14 protein-coding genes are annotated in these 12,981 nt (G+C 68.5%); 6 read left to right on the top strand and 8 right to left on the bottom strand.

Features of this window, described 5'->3' with window-relative positions; genetic code table 11:
- The first annotated feature begins 259 nt into the window (after nucleotides 1–259).
- Nucleotides 260–874, top strand: a complete 615-nt coding sequence (locus IFT71_RS09965; RefSeq protein WP_192140618.1) for a CHAP domain-containing protein — start codon at nucleotides 260–262, stop codon at nucleotides 872–874.
- 13 nt (nucleotides 875–887) lie between these two features.
- Here IFT71_RS09965 and msrB read toward each other — a convergent pair whose 3' ends face one another.
- From msrB to IFT71_RS09945, 4 genes are all read right to left on the bottom strand, one after another.
- Nucleotides 888–1,394: a peptide-methionine (R)-S-oxide reductase MsrB gene (gene msrB / locus IFT71_RS09960; RefSeq protein ID WP_192141230.1), complete on the bottom strand. Its 507-nt coding sequence runs from the start codon at nucleotides 1,392–1,394 to the stop codon at nucleotides 888–890.
- A 62-nt stretch (nucleotides 1,395–1,456) separates the two neighbouring features.
- The gene (locus IFT71_RS09955) at nucleotides 1,457–2,659 is read right to left on the bottom strand and encodes a cytochrome P450 (protein ID WP_342212648.1); all 1,203 of its coding nucleotides are present in this window, start codon (nucleotides 2,657–2,659) and stop codon (nucleotides 1,457–1,459) included.
- Nucleotides 2,660–2,801: 142 nt separating this feature from the next.
- Complete coding sequence (locus IFT71_RS09950; RefSeq protein ID WP_192140616.1) at nucleotides 2,802–4,031, bottom strand: ABC transporter permease; 1,230 nt, start codon at nucleotides 4,029–4,031, stop codon at nucleotides 2,802–2,804.
- Nucleotides 4,028–4,945, bottom strand: a complete 918-nt coding sequence (locus IFT71_RS09945) for an ABC transporter ATP-binding protein (RefSeq protein ID WP_037528830.1) — start codon at nucleotides 4,943–4,945, stop codon at nucleotides 4,028–4,030. Before IFT71_RS09945 ends, IFT71_RS09950 begins: the two co-directional genes overlap by 4 nt.
- Nucleotides 4,946–4,983: 38 nt before the next feature.
- On the opposite strand from IFT71_RS09945, the gene queG reads away from it, so the two are divergent.
- A complete protein-coding gene (gene queG / locus IFT71_RS09940) occupies nucleotides 4,984–6,135 on the top strand; it encodes a tRNA epoxyqueuosine(34) reductase QueG (protein WP_192140614.1) in 1,152 nt (383 codons plus the stop codon).
- A gap of 125 nt (nucleotides 6,136–6,260) precedes the next feature.
- Complete coding sequence (locus tag IFT71_RS09935) at nucleotides 6,261–7,310, top strand: MlaA family lipoprotein (RefSeq protein ID WP_244654858.1); 1,050 nt, start codon at nucleotides 6,261–6,263, stop codon at nucleotides 7,308–7,310.
- Nucleotides 7,311–7,315: 5 nt separating this feature from the next.
- Here the strand turns inward: IFT71_RS09935 and IFT71_RS09930 are convergent, their stop codons facing one another.
- Genes IFT71_RS09930 through IFT71_RS09920 form a run of 3 tightly spaced genes read right to left on the bottom strand, consistent with a single transcriptional unit; the run spans nucleotide 7,316 to nucleotide 9,034 of the window.
- Nucleotides 7,316–7,723 (bottom strand): hypothetical protein, encoded by a 408-nt coding sequence (locus tag IFT71_RS09930; protein WP_192140612.1) that lies wholly within the window; start codon nucleotides 7,721–7,723, stop codon nucleotides 7,316–7,318.
- Nucleotides 7,723–8,421 carry an EI24 domain-containing protein gene (locus IFT71_RS09925; protein WP_192140610.1) on the bottom strand — a complete coding sequence of 233 codons (699 nt, stop codon included), beginning with the start codon at nucleotides 8,419–8,421 and terminating at the stop codon, nucleotides 7,723–7,725. The genes IFT71_RS09930 and IFT71_RS09925 overlap by 1 nt, the downstream gene beginning before the upstream one ends.
- 49 nt (nucleotides 8,422–8,470) lie before the next feature.
- Nucleotides 8,471–9,034 (bottom strand): helix-turn-helix domain-containing protein, encoded by a 564-nt coding sequence (locus IFT71_RS09920; RefSeq protein WP_107930744.1) that lies wholly within the window; start codon nucleotides 9,032–9,034, stop codon nucleotides 8,471–8,473.
- A gap of 144 nt (nucleotides 9,035–9,178) precedes the next feature.
- Here IFT71_RS09920 and IFT71_RS09915 point away from each other — a divergent pair, with 144 nt between their 5' ends.
- The 3 genes from IFT71_RS09915 (at nucleotide 9,179) to IFT71_RS09905 (ending at nucleotide 11,313) form a co-directional block, all read left to right on the top strand.
- A complete protein-coding gene (locus IFT71_RS09915) occupies nucleotides 9,179–9,742 on the top strand; it encodes a DUF6456 domain-containing protein (RefSeq protein WP_244654902.1) in 564 nt (187 codons plus the stop codon).
- The gene (gene dapF / locus IFT71_RS09910) at nucleotides 9,727–10,674 is read left to right on the top strand and encodes a diaminopimelate epimerase (protein WP_192140608.1); all 948 of its coding nucleotides are present in this window, start codon (nucleotides 9,727–9,729) and stop codon (nucleotides 10,672–10,674) included. Before IFT71_RS09915 ends, dapF begins: the two co-directional genes overlap by 16 nt.
- Before the next feature lie 84 nt (nucleotides 10,675–10,758).
- The gene (locus IFT71_RS09905) at nucleotides 10,759–11,313 is read left to right on the top strand and encodes a fasciclin domain-containing protein (protein WP_031395557.1); all 555 of its coding nucleotides are present in this window, start codon (nucleotides 10,759–10,761) and stop codon (nucleotides 11,311–11,313) included.
- A 249-nt stretch (nucleotides 11,314–11,562) separates the two neighbouring features.
- On the opposite strand, the gene IFT71_RS09900 is transcribed toward IFT71_RS09905, so the two are convergent.
- On the bottom strand, nucleotides 11,563–12,828 hold the full coding sequence (locus IFT71_RS09900) for a NupC/NupG family nucleoside CNT transporter (RefSeq protein WP_192140606.1): 1,266 nt from the start codon (nucleotides 12,826–12,828) through the stop codon (nucleotides 11,563–11,565).
- Nucleotides 12,829–12,981: the final 153 nt, after the last annotated feature.

Genomic DNA, 12,981 nt, shown 5'->3' with positions numbered 1-12,981 from the left:
GGTGGTGCGCCGTACTGTCATCGCAAAGCCGGCGATCGTGCGCTCTTTTGATCCGTGCGGGACAAGGATCCCTGCCTGCATGCGCGTGTCCGCGGCATCGACGGCAGAGCAGCGGGCAAGGGGGCAGCGTGGCCGGGCCAAAAAGGGGCTCGTCGGCGCGGCAACACGCTTCGTCGGATATGGTTCCGCGACGCCTTTCAATTAAATCCGCACTCCCGTAGCCAGACTGTGACGAACGGGTTTTGACCGGGGGGTCTCGATGAATTTCAAGGCGTTAGCAGCGCGTTTTGCGCTGGTGGTATCGTGCAGCCTGATGACGGCCACACCGGCAGCGGCCCAGTTCTGGCAGTGCGTGACCTTTGCCCGCTCGGTGTCGGGCATCGAGATCCGCGGCAATGCCAACACCTGGTGGAGCCAGGCCGAGGGCCGCTACGAGCGTGGCCATGCACCAAAGGCCGGTGCCGTCCTCGCCTTCTCGCCGACCTCGCGGATGCGCGTCGGCCATGTCGCGATGGTCTCGAAGGTCGTCAGCGACCGCGAAGTGCTCCTGACCCATGCCAACTGGTCGCGTCGCGGTGCGATCGAAACCAATGTCCGCGCGATCGACGTGTCCGACGCGGGCGACTGGAGCATGGTCAAGGTCTGGTACGGGCCGCAGGGCGATCTCGGTACCTCGGCCTATCCGACCAAGGGCTTCATCTATTCAGGCCATGCACCGCGCGGCGAGATGCTCGACGCCCCCGCGCAGCCGTCGCTCCAGATGGTCAGCGTGCCCAGCGCAACGCAGCGTGCCAACGCCGCCCAGCTCGCCACGGTGCAGCATGGCCCGACCGACCCGCGCGGCATCTTCACGCTCGTAAACGACGCGGGCTGAACCAGTTAAGCGATTACCGGGCCGCCATCGCCCGGAACGTCAGCGCATCGCCGTTCATGCAATAGCGCTTTCCCGTCGGCTTGGGGCCGTCGTCGAACACATGGCCGAGATGCCCGCCGCAGCGTCGGCAATGCACCTCGGTCCGCGCCATCCCGAGCGTCGAATCGACCCGGGTCCGCACGGCATTGGGCAAGGGCTGCCAGAAGCTCGGCCATCCCGTCCCGCTCTCGAACTTGGTCTTCGACGAAAAGGCGGGCAGCGCGCAGCCGGCACACGAAAAGATCCCCGCGCGATGTTCGCCGTTGAGCGGGCTCGAATAGGGCCGCTCGGTTCCTTCCTTGCGCAGCACGTCATACGCGTCGGGTGACAGCTTCTTGCGCCACTGTGCATCGCTCAGCGTGACCTCGAAGCGTTCGGCAGCCTGAGCGGACTGCGACGAGCAGCCCCAGAGGGCAAAGCCCGCCGCGCCGGCGCCGGCGAGCGTGAGGAACGTGCGGCGATCGGACGGTGTGTGTGTCATGGTCATGATATAAGTACGAACTTTGCCGCGAACAGGATGCGCGCAGAGGCGGGCGATGAAAGTCAGTAGCGGCTGATCTCGACCGGGAGCGAACGATAGCCGTGGACGAAGCACGCGGCGACGCGGGTCGGCGGGCCGACCACGTTGATCCGCATGCGGCGCTTCGCCATCTCCTCGAGCAGGATCGCGAGCTGCATCTCGGCGAGCCTCGCCCCGACGCAGCGGTGGATGCCGTGGCCGAAGGCGAGATGACGGCGCGCATTGGGGCGATCGACGCGGATCGCGTCGGCATCGTCGCCGAACACGCTTTCGTCGCGATTCGCCGAGAGATACCACAGGGCGAGCTTGTCGCCGGCCTTGATCGGCTGCCCCTGTAATTCGGTATCCTGCGTTGCGGTGCGCCGCATGTGCGCGAGCGGCGTCTGCCAGCGGAGAATCTCGCTCACGGCGTTGGGAATGAGCGCCGGATCCGCTTCCAGCATGGCGCGGGCGTCGGGAAATGCGTCGAGGCCATAGGCCAGCGCCGACATCGAATTGCGGGTCGTGTCGTTGCCCCCGACGATCAGGAGGATCAGGTTTCCGATGAATTCGTGATGCTCCATATGCGCCATCGCATCCGAATGGATCATCATCGAGATCAGGTCGGGGGTCGGCGGCCGGTCGATCTTGGCGTTCCAGAGCGTCTGGAAATAGGCCCCGCAATCAAACATATGCGCGAGCCGCTGCTTGCGCGTCTCCTCGTTCTTGACGAGTTCGATGTCGCCGGCCCAGTCCGACCACAGGGTCAGCTTGCGCCGATCCTCCCACGGGAAATCGAACAGGATCGCCAGCATCTGCGTCGTCAGTTCGATTGCGACGCGGTCGACCCAGTCGAACGGCGTGTTCCAGTCGAGCACGTCGAGGATCTCCGCGGTGCGCCGGCGGATGTCGGGCGCCATGCGGGTCATCTCGCTCGGGGTGAAGGCGGGCGCCACCGTGCGGCGCTGGCTGGTGTGGATCGGGCGATCGCGCGCGATGAACATCGGCATGCGAACGTCGCGATCGCGATCGAAATCGGCGAGCGTGATGCCGCCGGCTTCGGAGGAGTAGAGGTCGGGCAGCGACTCGACCTCGACGATCCCCCGGTAGTTCGAGACCGACCAATAGGGGCCGTAATCCGAGCTCGCGACATGGTGGACCGGGGCATGCGCGCGAAGATGGCGGAAGGGCGCGTGCCAGACATCGTCGCGGTAGAGGTCCGCGCGACTGACATCGAGCGGGTCGATCGGGGGTTTTCCGGTTGCCGCCCCGGTGGTTACGGGGCCGCCAAGCGGAGCCGTCGTGATTTCGCCTGCAAGCGTCGCCACCCATCACTCTCCTGTTTTCGGGCAGGAGACCAAGTACTGACAGCGATGTCAACAACCTGTGTCAGTGGGGTTTCGCGCGGCGCCAGAAGGGCCGCGCGCTGCCCGACTGGAGCACGCCGCGGCGGAACAGTCGTGCGCCAACGACGATGAAGATCGTCACCCACAAGGCCTGCCAGGCCAGCGCCGCGACGTGCGGCCAAAGCTCGGGCGCATTGGCCGCGTGCCCGGCCATCGCGAAGGGCGAGGAAAGCGGGAAGAGCTCGGCGAGCGTCGCGATCCAGCTGCCGGGGCGCGAGACCGCGGCGGACGAGAGGCCGAACATCGCGACCTGAAGGATCGTGATCGGCAGCGACAGCATCTGGATCTCGCGCATCGTCGAGGCCTGCGCGCCGACGCCGAGAAACACTGATCCCAGAAGCAGATAGGCCATGGTGAAATAGCCCGCGAACAGCAGCGCGAACATTGGGCCGCCGACTGCGGGACGGAGATCGCCGATCGCCGCCGCCGCGCCTGCGGGAAGCAATGTCGTGACCTGTCCGACGACGGTTCCCCAGAAGGCGACGAACAGCACCGCGACGCCGAACATGCCGATCAGCTTGCCGAAGAATACCGATTCGAGCGGGACCGCGGCGGCGAGCACCTCGATCACCTTGTTGTTGCGCTCCTCGGCCATCGTCCCGACGACCTGGCCGGAGAGGAACAGCGTCAGGAAGAAGATCCCGAACACCGCGAAGAAGGCGGACTGATGCTGGCCGCCGACCGAGCCGCGCGACCGCGTGATCCGGGTCTTGGTCACGTCGATGGGGGGCAGCGTGCCGCCCGCCTGTTGCGCCGCGAGCGTCGTCTGCGCGAGCGTCGCGAGATAGCCAGCCGCGCGGTCGCCGCGTGGACCATAGAGGATCTGTGGCGCCGCGAGCGGGCCGTAAAGCACTGCGGCGGCGTCGATATCGTTGCGGTCGAAGGCGTTGCGCGCCTGTGCCGCCGGATCGGCGGCGGCCGGCTGCGTGGTCAGGTCGGGTGGTCCCTCGCCTGGCCGGAAGATGCCGCGCAGCCGCGTATCCGCCTCGGCCATCATGCGCGACTCGGCGGCGGGGAGGATCGCGATGATCTGCGCCTTGTCCTGCGCGCCGTCGGTGACGCTGGCTGCGCCGAGCCCGCCGACCGCCCCGAAGGCGCCCATGATCAGCGGCGCGAACAGGAAGAGCAGGAAGATCGGGGTGAAGACGGTTGCGGTGAAATCGCGGCGGGCGATGGTGAAGGTCTGGCGCAGCGTGCGGCGGAAGCGGGTCATGGCTGCGCCTCCTGCTGGCCGACGATTCGCACGAACGCCTCGTGCAGCCCGGGGCGTTCGATCGAGAGCCCGGAAATGCCGTATCCCGCGTCGATCAGCCGGACCAGCAGCGTCTCGATCCCGCCGCCCGGAAGTTCGAACCGCCAGCCGTCGCGATCGGGCAGCGCATCGGGGGGCAGCACGCCGCGGATCGCGGGGTCGGGACGGTGCGGGGTGTAGTGAACGCGCTGGGGCAGGACGCCGCGCGCGTCGTCGACGGTGCCTTCGAACCGGCGCTTGCCGCCGGCGATGATCGCCAGCCGGTCGCACAGCCGTTCCGCATGGCTCATGATATGCGTCGAGAACAGGATCGTCGCGCCGCGATCGCGCTCGACAAGGATAAGCTTTTCAAGACGTTCCTGGTTGACCGGATCGAGCCCGGAAAAGGGTTCGTCGAGCACGAGCAGATCGGGCTGATGCACGACCGAGCCGAGCAGCTGGACGAGCTGCGCCATGCCCTTCGACAATTTGCGGATCTTCTCGTCGACCGCATGGCCGAGCCCCGCCCCCTCCATCAGCGTGACCGCGCGCGCACGTCCGGTCTTCCAGTCGAGACCGCGCAGCGCGCCCATGAACGCGATCGCCTCGCGCGCCTTCATCGCGGGATAAAGTCCCCGTTCCTCCGGCAGATAGCCGACATGATCCGAGGCGTCGCGCGGGCTGTCGAAGCCCAGCAGCGTGCGGTGGCCTTCATCGGGCTCGATGATCCCGAGCAGCATGCGCAGCGTCGTGGTCTTGCCCGCGCCGTTGGGGCCGAGCACGCCGTAGATCGCGCCGGTCGGCACGGCGATGTCGACGCCGTCGACCACCCGCCGGTCGCCGAAGCGCTTGACCAGCCCGCTGGCCTTGACCGCCCATTCCTCGCCCACGCGCAAACTTCCTTCAAGCCGAGCGGCTGTGGTAGCGGGCGGACGTGCCCGACGACAAGCCATCCGACCTCGAATCACGCGTGAAGGCCAAGGCGGCCGAACTGGGCTTTGCGGCGTGCGGGATCGCGCGCGCGGATGCGGCGCCGCTGGCGGGCGAACGGCTGCAGCAGTGGCTGGCCGAAGGGCGGCATGGCGACATGATCTGGATGGAGGAGCGGCGCGCGCAGCGGGCGAGCCCCGCCGGGCTGTGGCCCGCGGTGCGCAGCGTGATCGCGCTGGGCATGAGCTATGCGCCGAAGGACGATCCGCTGCGGCTGGCGGAGCAGGGCGAGGTCGGCCGGATCTCGGTCTATGCGCAGGGCGCGGATTATCACGACGTCATCAAACGGCAGCTGAAGGCGCTCGGCCGGTGGCTGGCGAGCGACGCGGTTGGTCTGGATTACCCGTTCGATCTCAAGGTGTTCGTCGACACCGCCCCGGTGATGGAGAAGCCGCTCGCGGAGGCGGCGGGGCTTGGGTGGCAGGGCAAGCACACCAATCTGGTCAGCCGGACAGAGGGCAGCTGGCTGTTCCTCGGCGCGATCTACACGACCCTCGAGCTGAAGGGCGATGCCGCGGGTCGGGATCTGTGCGGGAGCTGTGACGCGTGCCAGCGCGCGTGCCCGACCGATGCGTTCCCGGCGCCCTACAAGCTCGATGCGCGGCGTTGCATCTCGTATCTGACGATCGAGCATGCGGGGGTAATTCCTGAGGAATTCCGGGCGGGTATCGGCAACCGCATCTATGGCTGCGACGATTGCCTGGCGGTGTGCCCGTGGAACAAGTTCGCTGCCGCCGCGAACGCCAATCTTGCGTTTGCGCCGCGCGCCGAGCTGGTTGCGCCCGAGATCGCCGACCTGATCGCGCTCGACGATGCGGGGTTCCGCCAGGTCTTTGCGGGATCGCCGATCAAGCGGATCGGGCGCGACAAGATGGTCCGCAACGCGTTGATCGCGGCGGGGAATAGCGGCGATCCGGCCTTGTCGGAGGGCGTCGCGGCGTTGCTGGGCGATCCGGCGCCGGTGGTGCGCGGGACGGCGGTATGGGCCTTGTCACGACTCGACGCGGTGCGATTCGCGGCCGAGAAAGCGGATCGTCGTGGCGGCGAAAATGACGACGGCGTCCGCGCGGAATGGGACCGGGCGAACTTAAGCTGACGCGGGCCAAGTGACCCGCGACAGGGGAAATTATTCACAAACGGCGGTGTAGGGGCGCGCATTCGAGACTTGCCTTGCGGGGGCAATGCGGACAGCGGTGGCGGTCCAAGGGGCGATGATTGCATATGTTGGCATTTTCCACTGCTACGATGGTCGCCGCGCTGGCGGTGCAGGCCGTCGACCCGCTGCCCGTCGCGCCGGTCCCGGTCGCGCCGTCAGCGGTGGTCGCGGACGAGCAGCGCGTACCCGAATCGTCCGTCGTGCCGGTATCGCCGCCCGTGGTGCCGGTATCGCCGCCCGTGGTGCCAGTATCGCCGCCCGTGGTGCCGGTATCGTCGCCCGTGGTGCCCGTAGCGCCGGTTGCAGCGTCCCAGACCGCCCCGGTTCCAGCGCCCGTTCCTGCCGAGCCGACTGCGCAGAAGGACATCGTCGTCGTCGGGCAGTCGCGTGATGCGGGGGATCCGCTCCGCGGGGTCAATGCCCAGGCGTTCGGCGCGACGCAGGCGGTCGACAGCGCGGTCGTGGGGCCGGTGGCGCGGGTCTACAAGCGCAAGGTGCCGAGCCCGATCCGCAAGGGTATTCACAACTTTCTCTATAACTTGCGCGAGCCGATCGTGTTCGTGAACTTCCTGCTGCAGTTCAAGCCGGGCAAGGCGGCGGAGACGGTCGGGCGGTTCGTGATCAATTCGACGGTCGGCGCGGCGGGGGTCATCGACGTCGCCAAGAAGCGGCCGTTCCGGCTGCCGCGCCGGTCGAACGGATTTGCCAACACATTGGGCTATCACGGCATCGGCAACGGGCCGTTCCTGTTCCTGCCGCTGGTCGGGCCGACGACGGTGCGCGACCTGATCGGCGGGACGCTCGACCGGTTGCTGCTGCCCACTGCGATCGGGTCGCCGTTCACCGATGCGAGCTACACGGTGCCGGCCGGCGTGCTCGGGGCGCTCGACCACCGCGCCGATTTCGACGAAACTCTCAAGTGTTTGCATGACGATGTGGGCGATCCCTACGCATCGTCGCGCGCCTTCTACCTGCACCGGCGACAGGCGGAGATCGATCATCTCCACCGCCGGCCGCCGGCACCGCCGCCCGAATGCCAGGCGGCGCTGCCCGCGACGCGGATCCCGGTCGGCGCGGCGGGCGCGACCGAAACGGTGCCGCCGCCCGGGCCCTGAGCGGCCTAGCGGCCGCCGTCGCGGCGGGTGAGCGCGGCGACGCAGCTGGCGCGGTCGATCGTGCTGCCGTCGAGTTCGCGCGCGTCGATATAGGTGACCTTGGGCTCGCCCGATCCGGCGGGGTAGAGATAGGCGTCGAGCACGCAAATTCCGCTCTGGAACTGGAGCTTGCGCGCCACGCCCTCGCGGACATCGGCGTCGGGATCGCCGAACAGCCGGGTCAGCCCGGCGGCGGTCTGGCCGATCACGCGTTCGAGCCCGACGCTGGTATAGGGGATGGCGGGACGGCCGACCGGCGCGGTCGCGACCGGTGCGGCGCAGCCCGCGAGCGCGAGCCCTAGGGCGATCGCGAGGCCCGGGGCGGACCGCGAGATTGCGAAGCCTTTCAACGCGTTGACACGTGATCTCGTCATCAGCTGGTCCCCCGGGCGCGCACCGCTGCGCGCGTCCCGTGATAAAAATGCGTCGCCATCGCCGCGCCCAGTACGGGGGCGGCGATGTTGAGAATCGGAACCACGAACAGCGCGGTGTTCGCAAGACCCAGCACGAACCGCGACGCCCGCGTCGTCGCACGCCAGCCCCGCATCGCCGCGGCGTCCATGTGGCGCGCCGCGACCATGTCGCCGAGATCGCGCCCGAGCAGCCAGCCATTGACCACGAAAAACGCCGCCGCGGTCCCGACCCCGGTGACGAGCAGGCCGATATAGACGGGCACCATCAACAGGTTGACGAGCAGGACGCGCAGCGCCGAGCGCAATCCCATGGCGAGGCTGCGCGCGAACGGCACGGGCCGCGCGGTGGCGAGACTGGCGGGATAATGCCGCGCCTCGACCGCAGCGACGACATCGTCGGCGAAGATGCCGACGACCGCGATCGCGACCGCGCGAAACAGGATCCAGACCGCGAGGATGGTCAGGAACAGCGCGACCGCGGCGGCGATCCCGGCCTGGTCGCTGCCGAGCCAGGCGGCGAAAATCGCCTTTGCGCCCAGCCACATGAGCAGGCCGAGCGCGGCGAAGACGAGCAATGTCACCGCCATCGACTTGGCGAAGACGCGCAGCACCGGCGGATCGCCGAGCTGGCCGAGCGAGAGGAAAAAGCCGCGGATCATGCGCCAGCGATGGCCCGCCGCCTCCGGGCCGTCAACGTTGGGCTGCGACTCAGAGCGTGCGGATCAGGCGGACGGCGCGGGCGATCCAGACGGGGCGCTCGATCTGCTGGGGCGCGGCATCGTCGCCGACCGGAATAAGCGTGGGGCTGCCGTCGGTTAGCGCGACCAGACGGCCAAAGGCAAAGCGGCCGGCGGGGCGGGGGACGAGCACGTCGCGGTAGAGCGCGCTTTCGAAATCGTCGGGGCCGAGCGTGGTGCACCAGAGCACGTCGCCCGTGCGGTAGTCGCCGACGCCGGCGGCCACCGTGACCGCGACCTGACCCGGCTCGACCTGCGGCGGGGTGGCGAGGTTTGGGCGGGTAGGGGCTTGAATTCCGGTCGAATCCAGGATCGCGACGACGGGCAGATCGGCGCGTTCGGGCATCGTCACCAGATCGACCGCGGCGACGTCGAGCGCGGCGGCGATCCGGTTGAGCCAGCCGACCGACACGGTCCGGGTCCCCGTCTCGAGCCGGCCGATCGTCTGCGCGGTTGTCGGGGGATCACAACGCCTTGCGACGTCGTCGAGCGTCAATCCCTTGGCGCGGCGGACGGCACGGATAGCAGTGATCATCGACAGGCTCCGTCGCTTGCACAAACCAGATAGGTTAGTTTCTCTTGCAATTTCTCGTCGAATATGGCAAGATAAACGGGACTCGGCAAATGGAAAGGGCGGCGCATGCAGGATCTGATCGAGGTCGCGATCGACGGGCGGGGCATGCGGCGGGAGCCTGACAGGGAAGCTGACAGGGTGGTTGAGCGGGACCTTGGCCGGGAAGTGCAGAGGGAAGGTGTCGCGCGGGGCGGGCGGAGTGTGACGGTCAACCGCGCGGAGTCGCCGCTGACCTGGCTGCGGTCGCGCGGGCTCATCGATGCGCGGCAGTTTGCGGCGGGCGAGCGGCTGCGCGCGGCGTACGAGACCGCGTCGATCGCGCCGAGCGTGACGATGCGCTGGACGCCGCGGGTCGATGGCGGCGGGCACGACGCGCTCGACCCGACCGTCGCGCAGATCGCGGCGAAACGGCGGTTCGATGCGGCGATCGCGGCGGCGGGGCCGGGGCTCGCGGATATAGCGTGGCGGGTGGTGTGCGCGGGGGAGGGGCTGCCCGCGGCGGAGCGCGCGCTGTCCTGGCCGGCGCGCGCGGGGCGGCTGGTGCTGACGCTCGCGCTCGACCGGCTGGCGACACATTATGAGGGCGGGGACGTTGGAGGACGCGAGAGGGGCGGCGGCTCGCCTTTGCGCGGCGACGCGGGTAAGGGCGCGGCATGCGCTTCGATCTGATCAAATGTCATGGCTCCGGCAACGATTTCCCGCTGATCGACGCGCGCGCGCTGTCGCTGGGCGATGCGGACTGGGCGCGGGTCGCGCGCGCGCTGGCGGATCGCGCGGGGCCGGTCGGGGGCGACGGGCTGCTGCTGCTGACCGCGGGTGACGAGGACGGGCGGGCGTTCGGGATGCGGATGTTCAATTCGGACGGGAGCGAATCGGAGACGTGCCTCAACGGACTGCGCTGTGTCGCGCGCGCGGGGTTCGCCGCGACCGGGCTGACGCACGCGACCGCGCGGCTGAAGACGAGCGACGCGCTGGTCGTGCGCGACGCGGAGATTGCGCCGGGGGTGTTCACGGTGCGCGAGACCGCGGGGCCGGCGTCGCTCGACGTTGCCGCCTGGCCGATGCACGTGGATGCGGGGCAGATCGTCGAGACGGCGCTTGCCGGGCTGCCCTCGACGCGCGCGTTCACCGCGGTGGCGATGCCCAACCCGCATCTGGTGGCGTTCGTCGAGGCGGTCGACGATGCCGAACTGGTCCGCGTCGGCATGGCGTGCGAGGCGGCGCCCGACTGGCTGCCCAACCGCGCCAATGTGAGCTTTGTCGAGCTGCGCGGGACCGACCTGTTCGTCCGCACGCATGAGCGCGGGGTCGGGCTGACCGACAGTTGCGGCAGCGCGATGGCGGCGTCGACCTTTGCCGCATGCCTGACGGGGCGGATTGCGTACGACACGCCGACGACGGTGTTCAACCGCGGCGGGCTGGTCCGCGCCGAGGCGGGGGCGGACGGCATGGTGACGCTGTCGGGCAATGCGACGGTCGAATGGAGCGGGTCGGTGATGGTCGATCTGGATCCGGGCGAGCCGGGTGCGCGCGACCTGGTGATCGCGCGGCGGCATGACGAAGAGATTGCCGCCTGGGAAACATTGCGTACTGGAATGTAAAAAAGCGTGTGCATCGTTGCGGCCGGGGTGGCCGTATCTTCGCCGCGGCAGCCGGATCATCGGCGCCGATCAGGAGAGACTGTCATGACCCCCCTGTTTCGTACCACGATCATTGCCGCCGCTGTCGCCGTCAGCGGCACCGCGCTGGTCGCCGCGCAGACCAACCCGATGGTCGGCGGCGCCGCGATGTACCCGACCAAGACGATCGTCGAGAATGCGGTCAATTCGAAGGATCACACGACGCTGGTCGCCGCGGTCAAGGCCGCCGACCTGGTCGAGACGCTGTCGGGGCCGGGGCCGTTCACGGTCTTCGCGCCGACCAATGCCGCGTTTGCGAAGCTGCCCGCGGGGACGGTCGACACGCTGCTCAAGCCCGAGAACAAGGCGCAGCTGGCGGGCGTGCTGACCTATCATGTCGTGCCGGGGACGATCATGGCCGCCGACATCGCGGCGAAGGCCAAGGCGGATGGCGGGACGGCCAGCTACACCACCGTGCAGGGCGAGCCGCTGATGTTCATGAAGTCGGGCAGCGGCTGGGGCATCATGGACGGCAAGGGGCACAAGGGACGGATCACGATCGCCGATGTGCGCCAGTCGAACGGGCTGATCCATGTGATCGATACGGTGATGCTGCCGTGAGGGGGTGAGCGGTTTCGAGCCTCGCGTGCCCTCACCCTCCCACGCGCAAGAGCGCGTGGGCCCCTCCCTCTCCCCCGGGGGGAGAGGGGTTTTGGGGTCCCTCTCCCCCTGGGGGAGAGGGAAGGAGGAGCCTTTAGGCGACGGGAGGGTGAGGGGTGGTTGGGATGAGCGGTCTCGAGCCTCTCGTGCCCTCACCCTCCCACGCTTCGCGTGGGCCCCTCCCTCTCCCCCGGGGGGAGAGGGGTTTGTTCAGCTGATCAGGAGGCCGGCCAAGGCGGCGGACATGAGGTTCGCTAGGCTGCCGGCGGCGAGGGCGCGGAGGCCGAGTTTGGCGATCATCGGGCGCTGGTTGGGGGCGAGGCTGCCGGTCACCGCCATCTGGATCGCGATCGACGAGAAATTGGCGAAGCCGCACAGCGAGAAGGTGATCACCGCGATCGTCCGCGGGCTGAGCCCGGGTTGCGTGCCGAGCGAGATATAGGCGACGAATTCGTTCAGCACGATCTTCTGCCCGAACAGCCCGCCGGCGATCCCCGCCTCGCTCCACGGCACGTTCAGGAGGAACATGATCGGCGCGAAGACATAGCCGAGCAGACCCTGGAAGCTGAGGCCGGGCAGCCCGATCATGTTGCCGAGCCCGCCGAGCAGGCCGTTGGCAAGCGCGACCAGTGCGACGAAGGCGAGCACCATCGCGCCGACCGCGACCGCGAGGCGGACGCCGGTCTGTGCGCCCTGTGCCGCGGCCATGATCAGGTTGGCGGGCTTTTCCTCGTCATGCGTCGCCTGCGGCATGGGTTCGCCCGCGGAGGATTCGCCGGGCAGGTCGCCGAGCGCGAGTTCGCCCTCGGGCGGCGTGACGCGGTCGGGCATGATGATCTTCGCCATCAGGATCCCGCCGGGCGCGGCCATGAAGCTGGCGGCGAGGAGATAGTCGATGCGGATGCCCATCGAGGCATAGGCCGCGAGGATCGTGCCGGCGACGCCCGCCATCCCGCTGGTCATCACGGTGAAGAGCTGGGCGGGGGTGAGCCCGGCGAGATAGGGGCGGATGACGAGCGGCGATTCGCTCTGGCCGACGAAGATGTTCGCCGCCGCGCAGAGCGATTCGACCTTCGACACGCCGATCACCTTTTCGATGCCGCCGCCGACCCAGCGCACCACGAACTGCATGATGCCGAGATAATAGAGGATCGAGACGAGGCTGGCGAAGAAGATGATGACGGGGAGGGCTGCGATCGCGAAGCTCTGGCCGCCGATCTCGGGGGTCGCCATCTTGCCGAACAGGAATTCGGTGCCCTTTTGCGAATAGCCGAGCAGATTGGCGACGCCGCCCGACATGCTGCCGAGCACGACCTTGCCGAAGCTTGAATAGAGCACGAGGATCGCGATGCCCGCCTGGAGCGCGAAGGCGGCGCCGACGATCCGCAGCCGGATCGCGCGGCGGTCGCTCGACAGCAGCACCGCGATGCCGAGGATGACGGCGATGCCTGCAAGGCCGATGACTAGTCTTTCCATGGACGCCCTGCGTTTTGGTACGGTGACACACGCGGCCCCCCGGCTGCGCAAGCGGCCGACATGACACGGGTACGCCGTGCTCGCCAGTCATTTGACGCCTGCACGCTTTCGCGGCGCGGTTTCATGGGGGCTAGGCATTTGACGGCGCGCGGC

It is taken from the genome of Sphingomonas sp. CFBP 13733, from assembly GCF_014841795.1.
GTDB classification, from domain to species: domain Bacteria; phylum Pseudomonadota; class Alphaproteobacteria; order Sphingomonadales; family Sphingomonadaceae; genus Sphingomonas; species Sphingomonas aerolata.
This window is presented reverse-complemented; position numbering and strand designations above follow the sequence as displayed.

What these genes read in the sequence shown, in the direction of transcription:
- IFT71_RS09965 (WP_192140618.1), top strand. Translation starts at nt 260, where the DNA reads ATGAATTTCAAGGCGTTAGCAGCGCGTTTTGCGCTGGTGGTATCGTGC.
- IFT71_RS09950 (WP_192140616.1), bottom strand. Translation starts at nt 4,031, where the DNA reads ATGACCCGCTTCCGCCGCACGCTGCGCCAGACCTTCACCATCGCCCGC.
- IFT71_RS09915 (WP_244654902.1), top strand. Translation starts at nt 9,179, where the DNA reads ATGCGGCGGGAGCCTGACAGGGAAGCTGACAGGGTGGTTGAGCGGGAC.
- IFT71_RS09925 (WP_192140610.1), bottom strand. Translation starts at nt 8,421, where the DNA reads ATGATCCGCGGCTTTTTCCTCTCGCTCGGCCAGCTCGGCGATCCGCCG.
- IFT71_RS09930 (WP_192140612.1), bottom strand. Translation starts at nt 7,723, where the DNA reads ATGACGAGATCACGTGTCAACGCGTTGAAAGGCTTCGCAATCTCGCGG.
- msrB (WP_192141230.1), bottom strand. Translation starts at nt 1,394, where the DNA reads ATGACACACACACCGTCCGATCGCCGCACGTTCCTCACGCTCGCCGGC.
- IFT71_RS09905 (WP_031395557.1), top strand. Translation starts at nt 10,759, where the DNA reads ATGACCCCCCTGTTTCGTACCACGATCATTGCCGCCGCTGTCGCCGTC.
- IFT71_RS09935 (WP_244654858.1), top strand. Translation starts at nt 6,261, where the DNA reads ATGTTGGCATTTTCCACTGCTACGATGGTCGCCGCGCTGGCGGTGCAG.
- IFT71_RS09920 (WP_107930744.1), bottom strand. Translation starts at nt 9,034, where the DNA reads ATGATCACTGCTATCCGTGCCGTCCGCCGCGCCAAGGGATTGACGCTC.
- dapF (WP_192140608.1), top strand. Translation starts at nt 9,727, where the DNA reads ATGCGCTTCGATCTGATCAAATGTCATGGCTCCGGCAACGATTTCCCG.
- IFT71_RS09900 (WP_192140606.1), bottom strand. Translation starts at nt 12,828, where the DNA reads ATGGAAAGACTAGTCATCGGCCTTGCAGGCATCGCCGTCATCCTCGGC.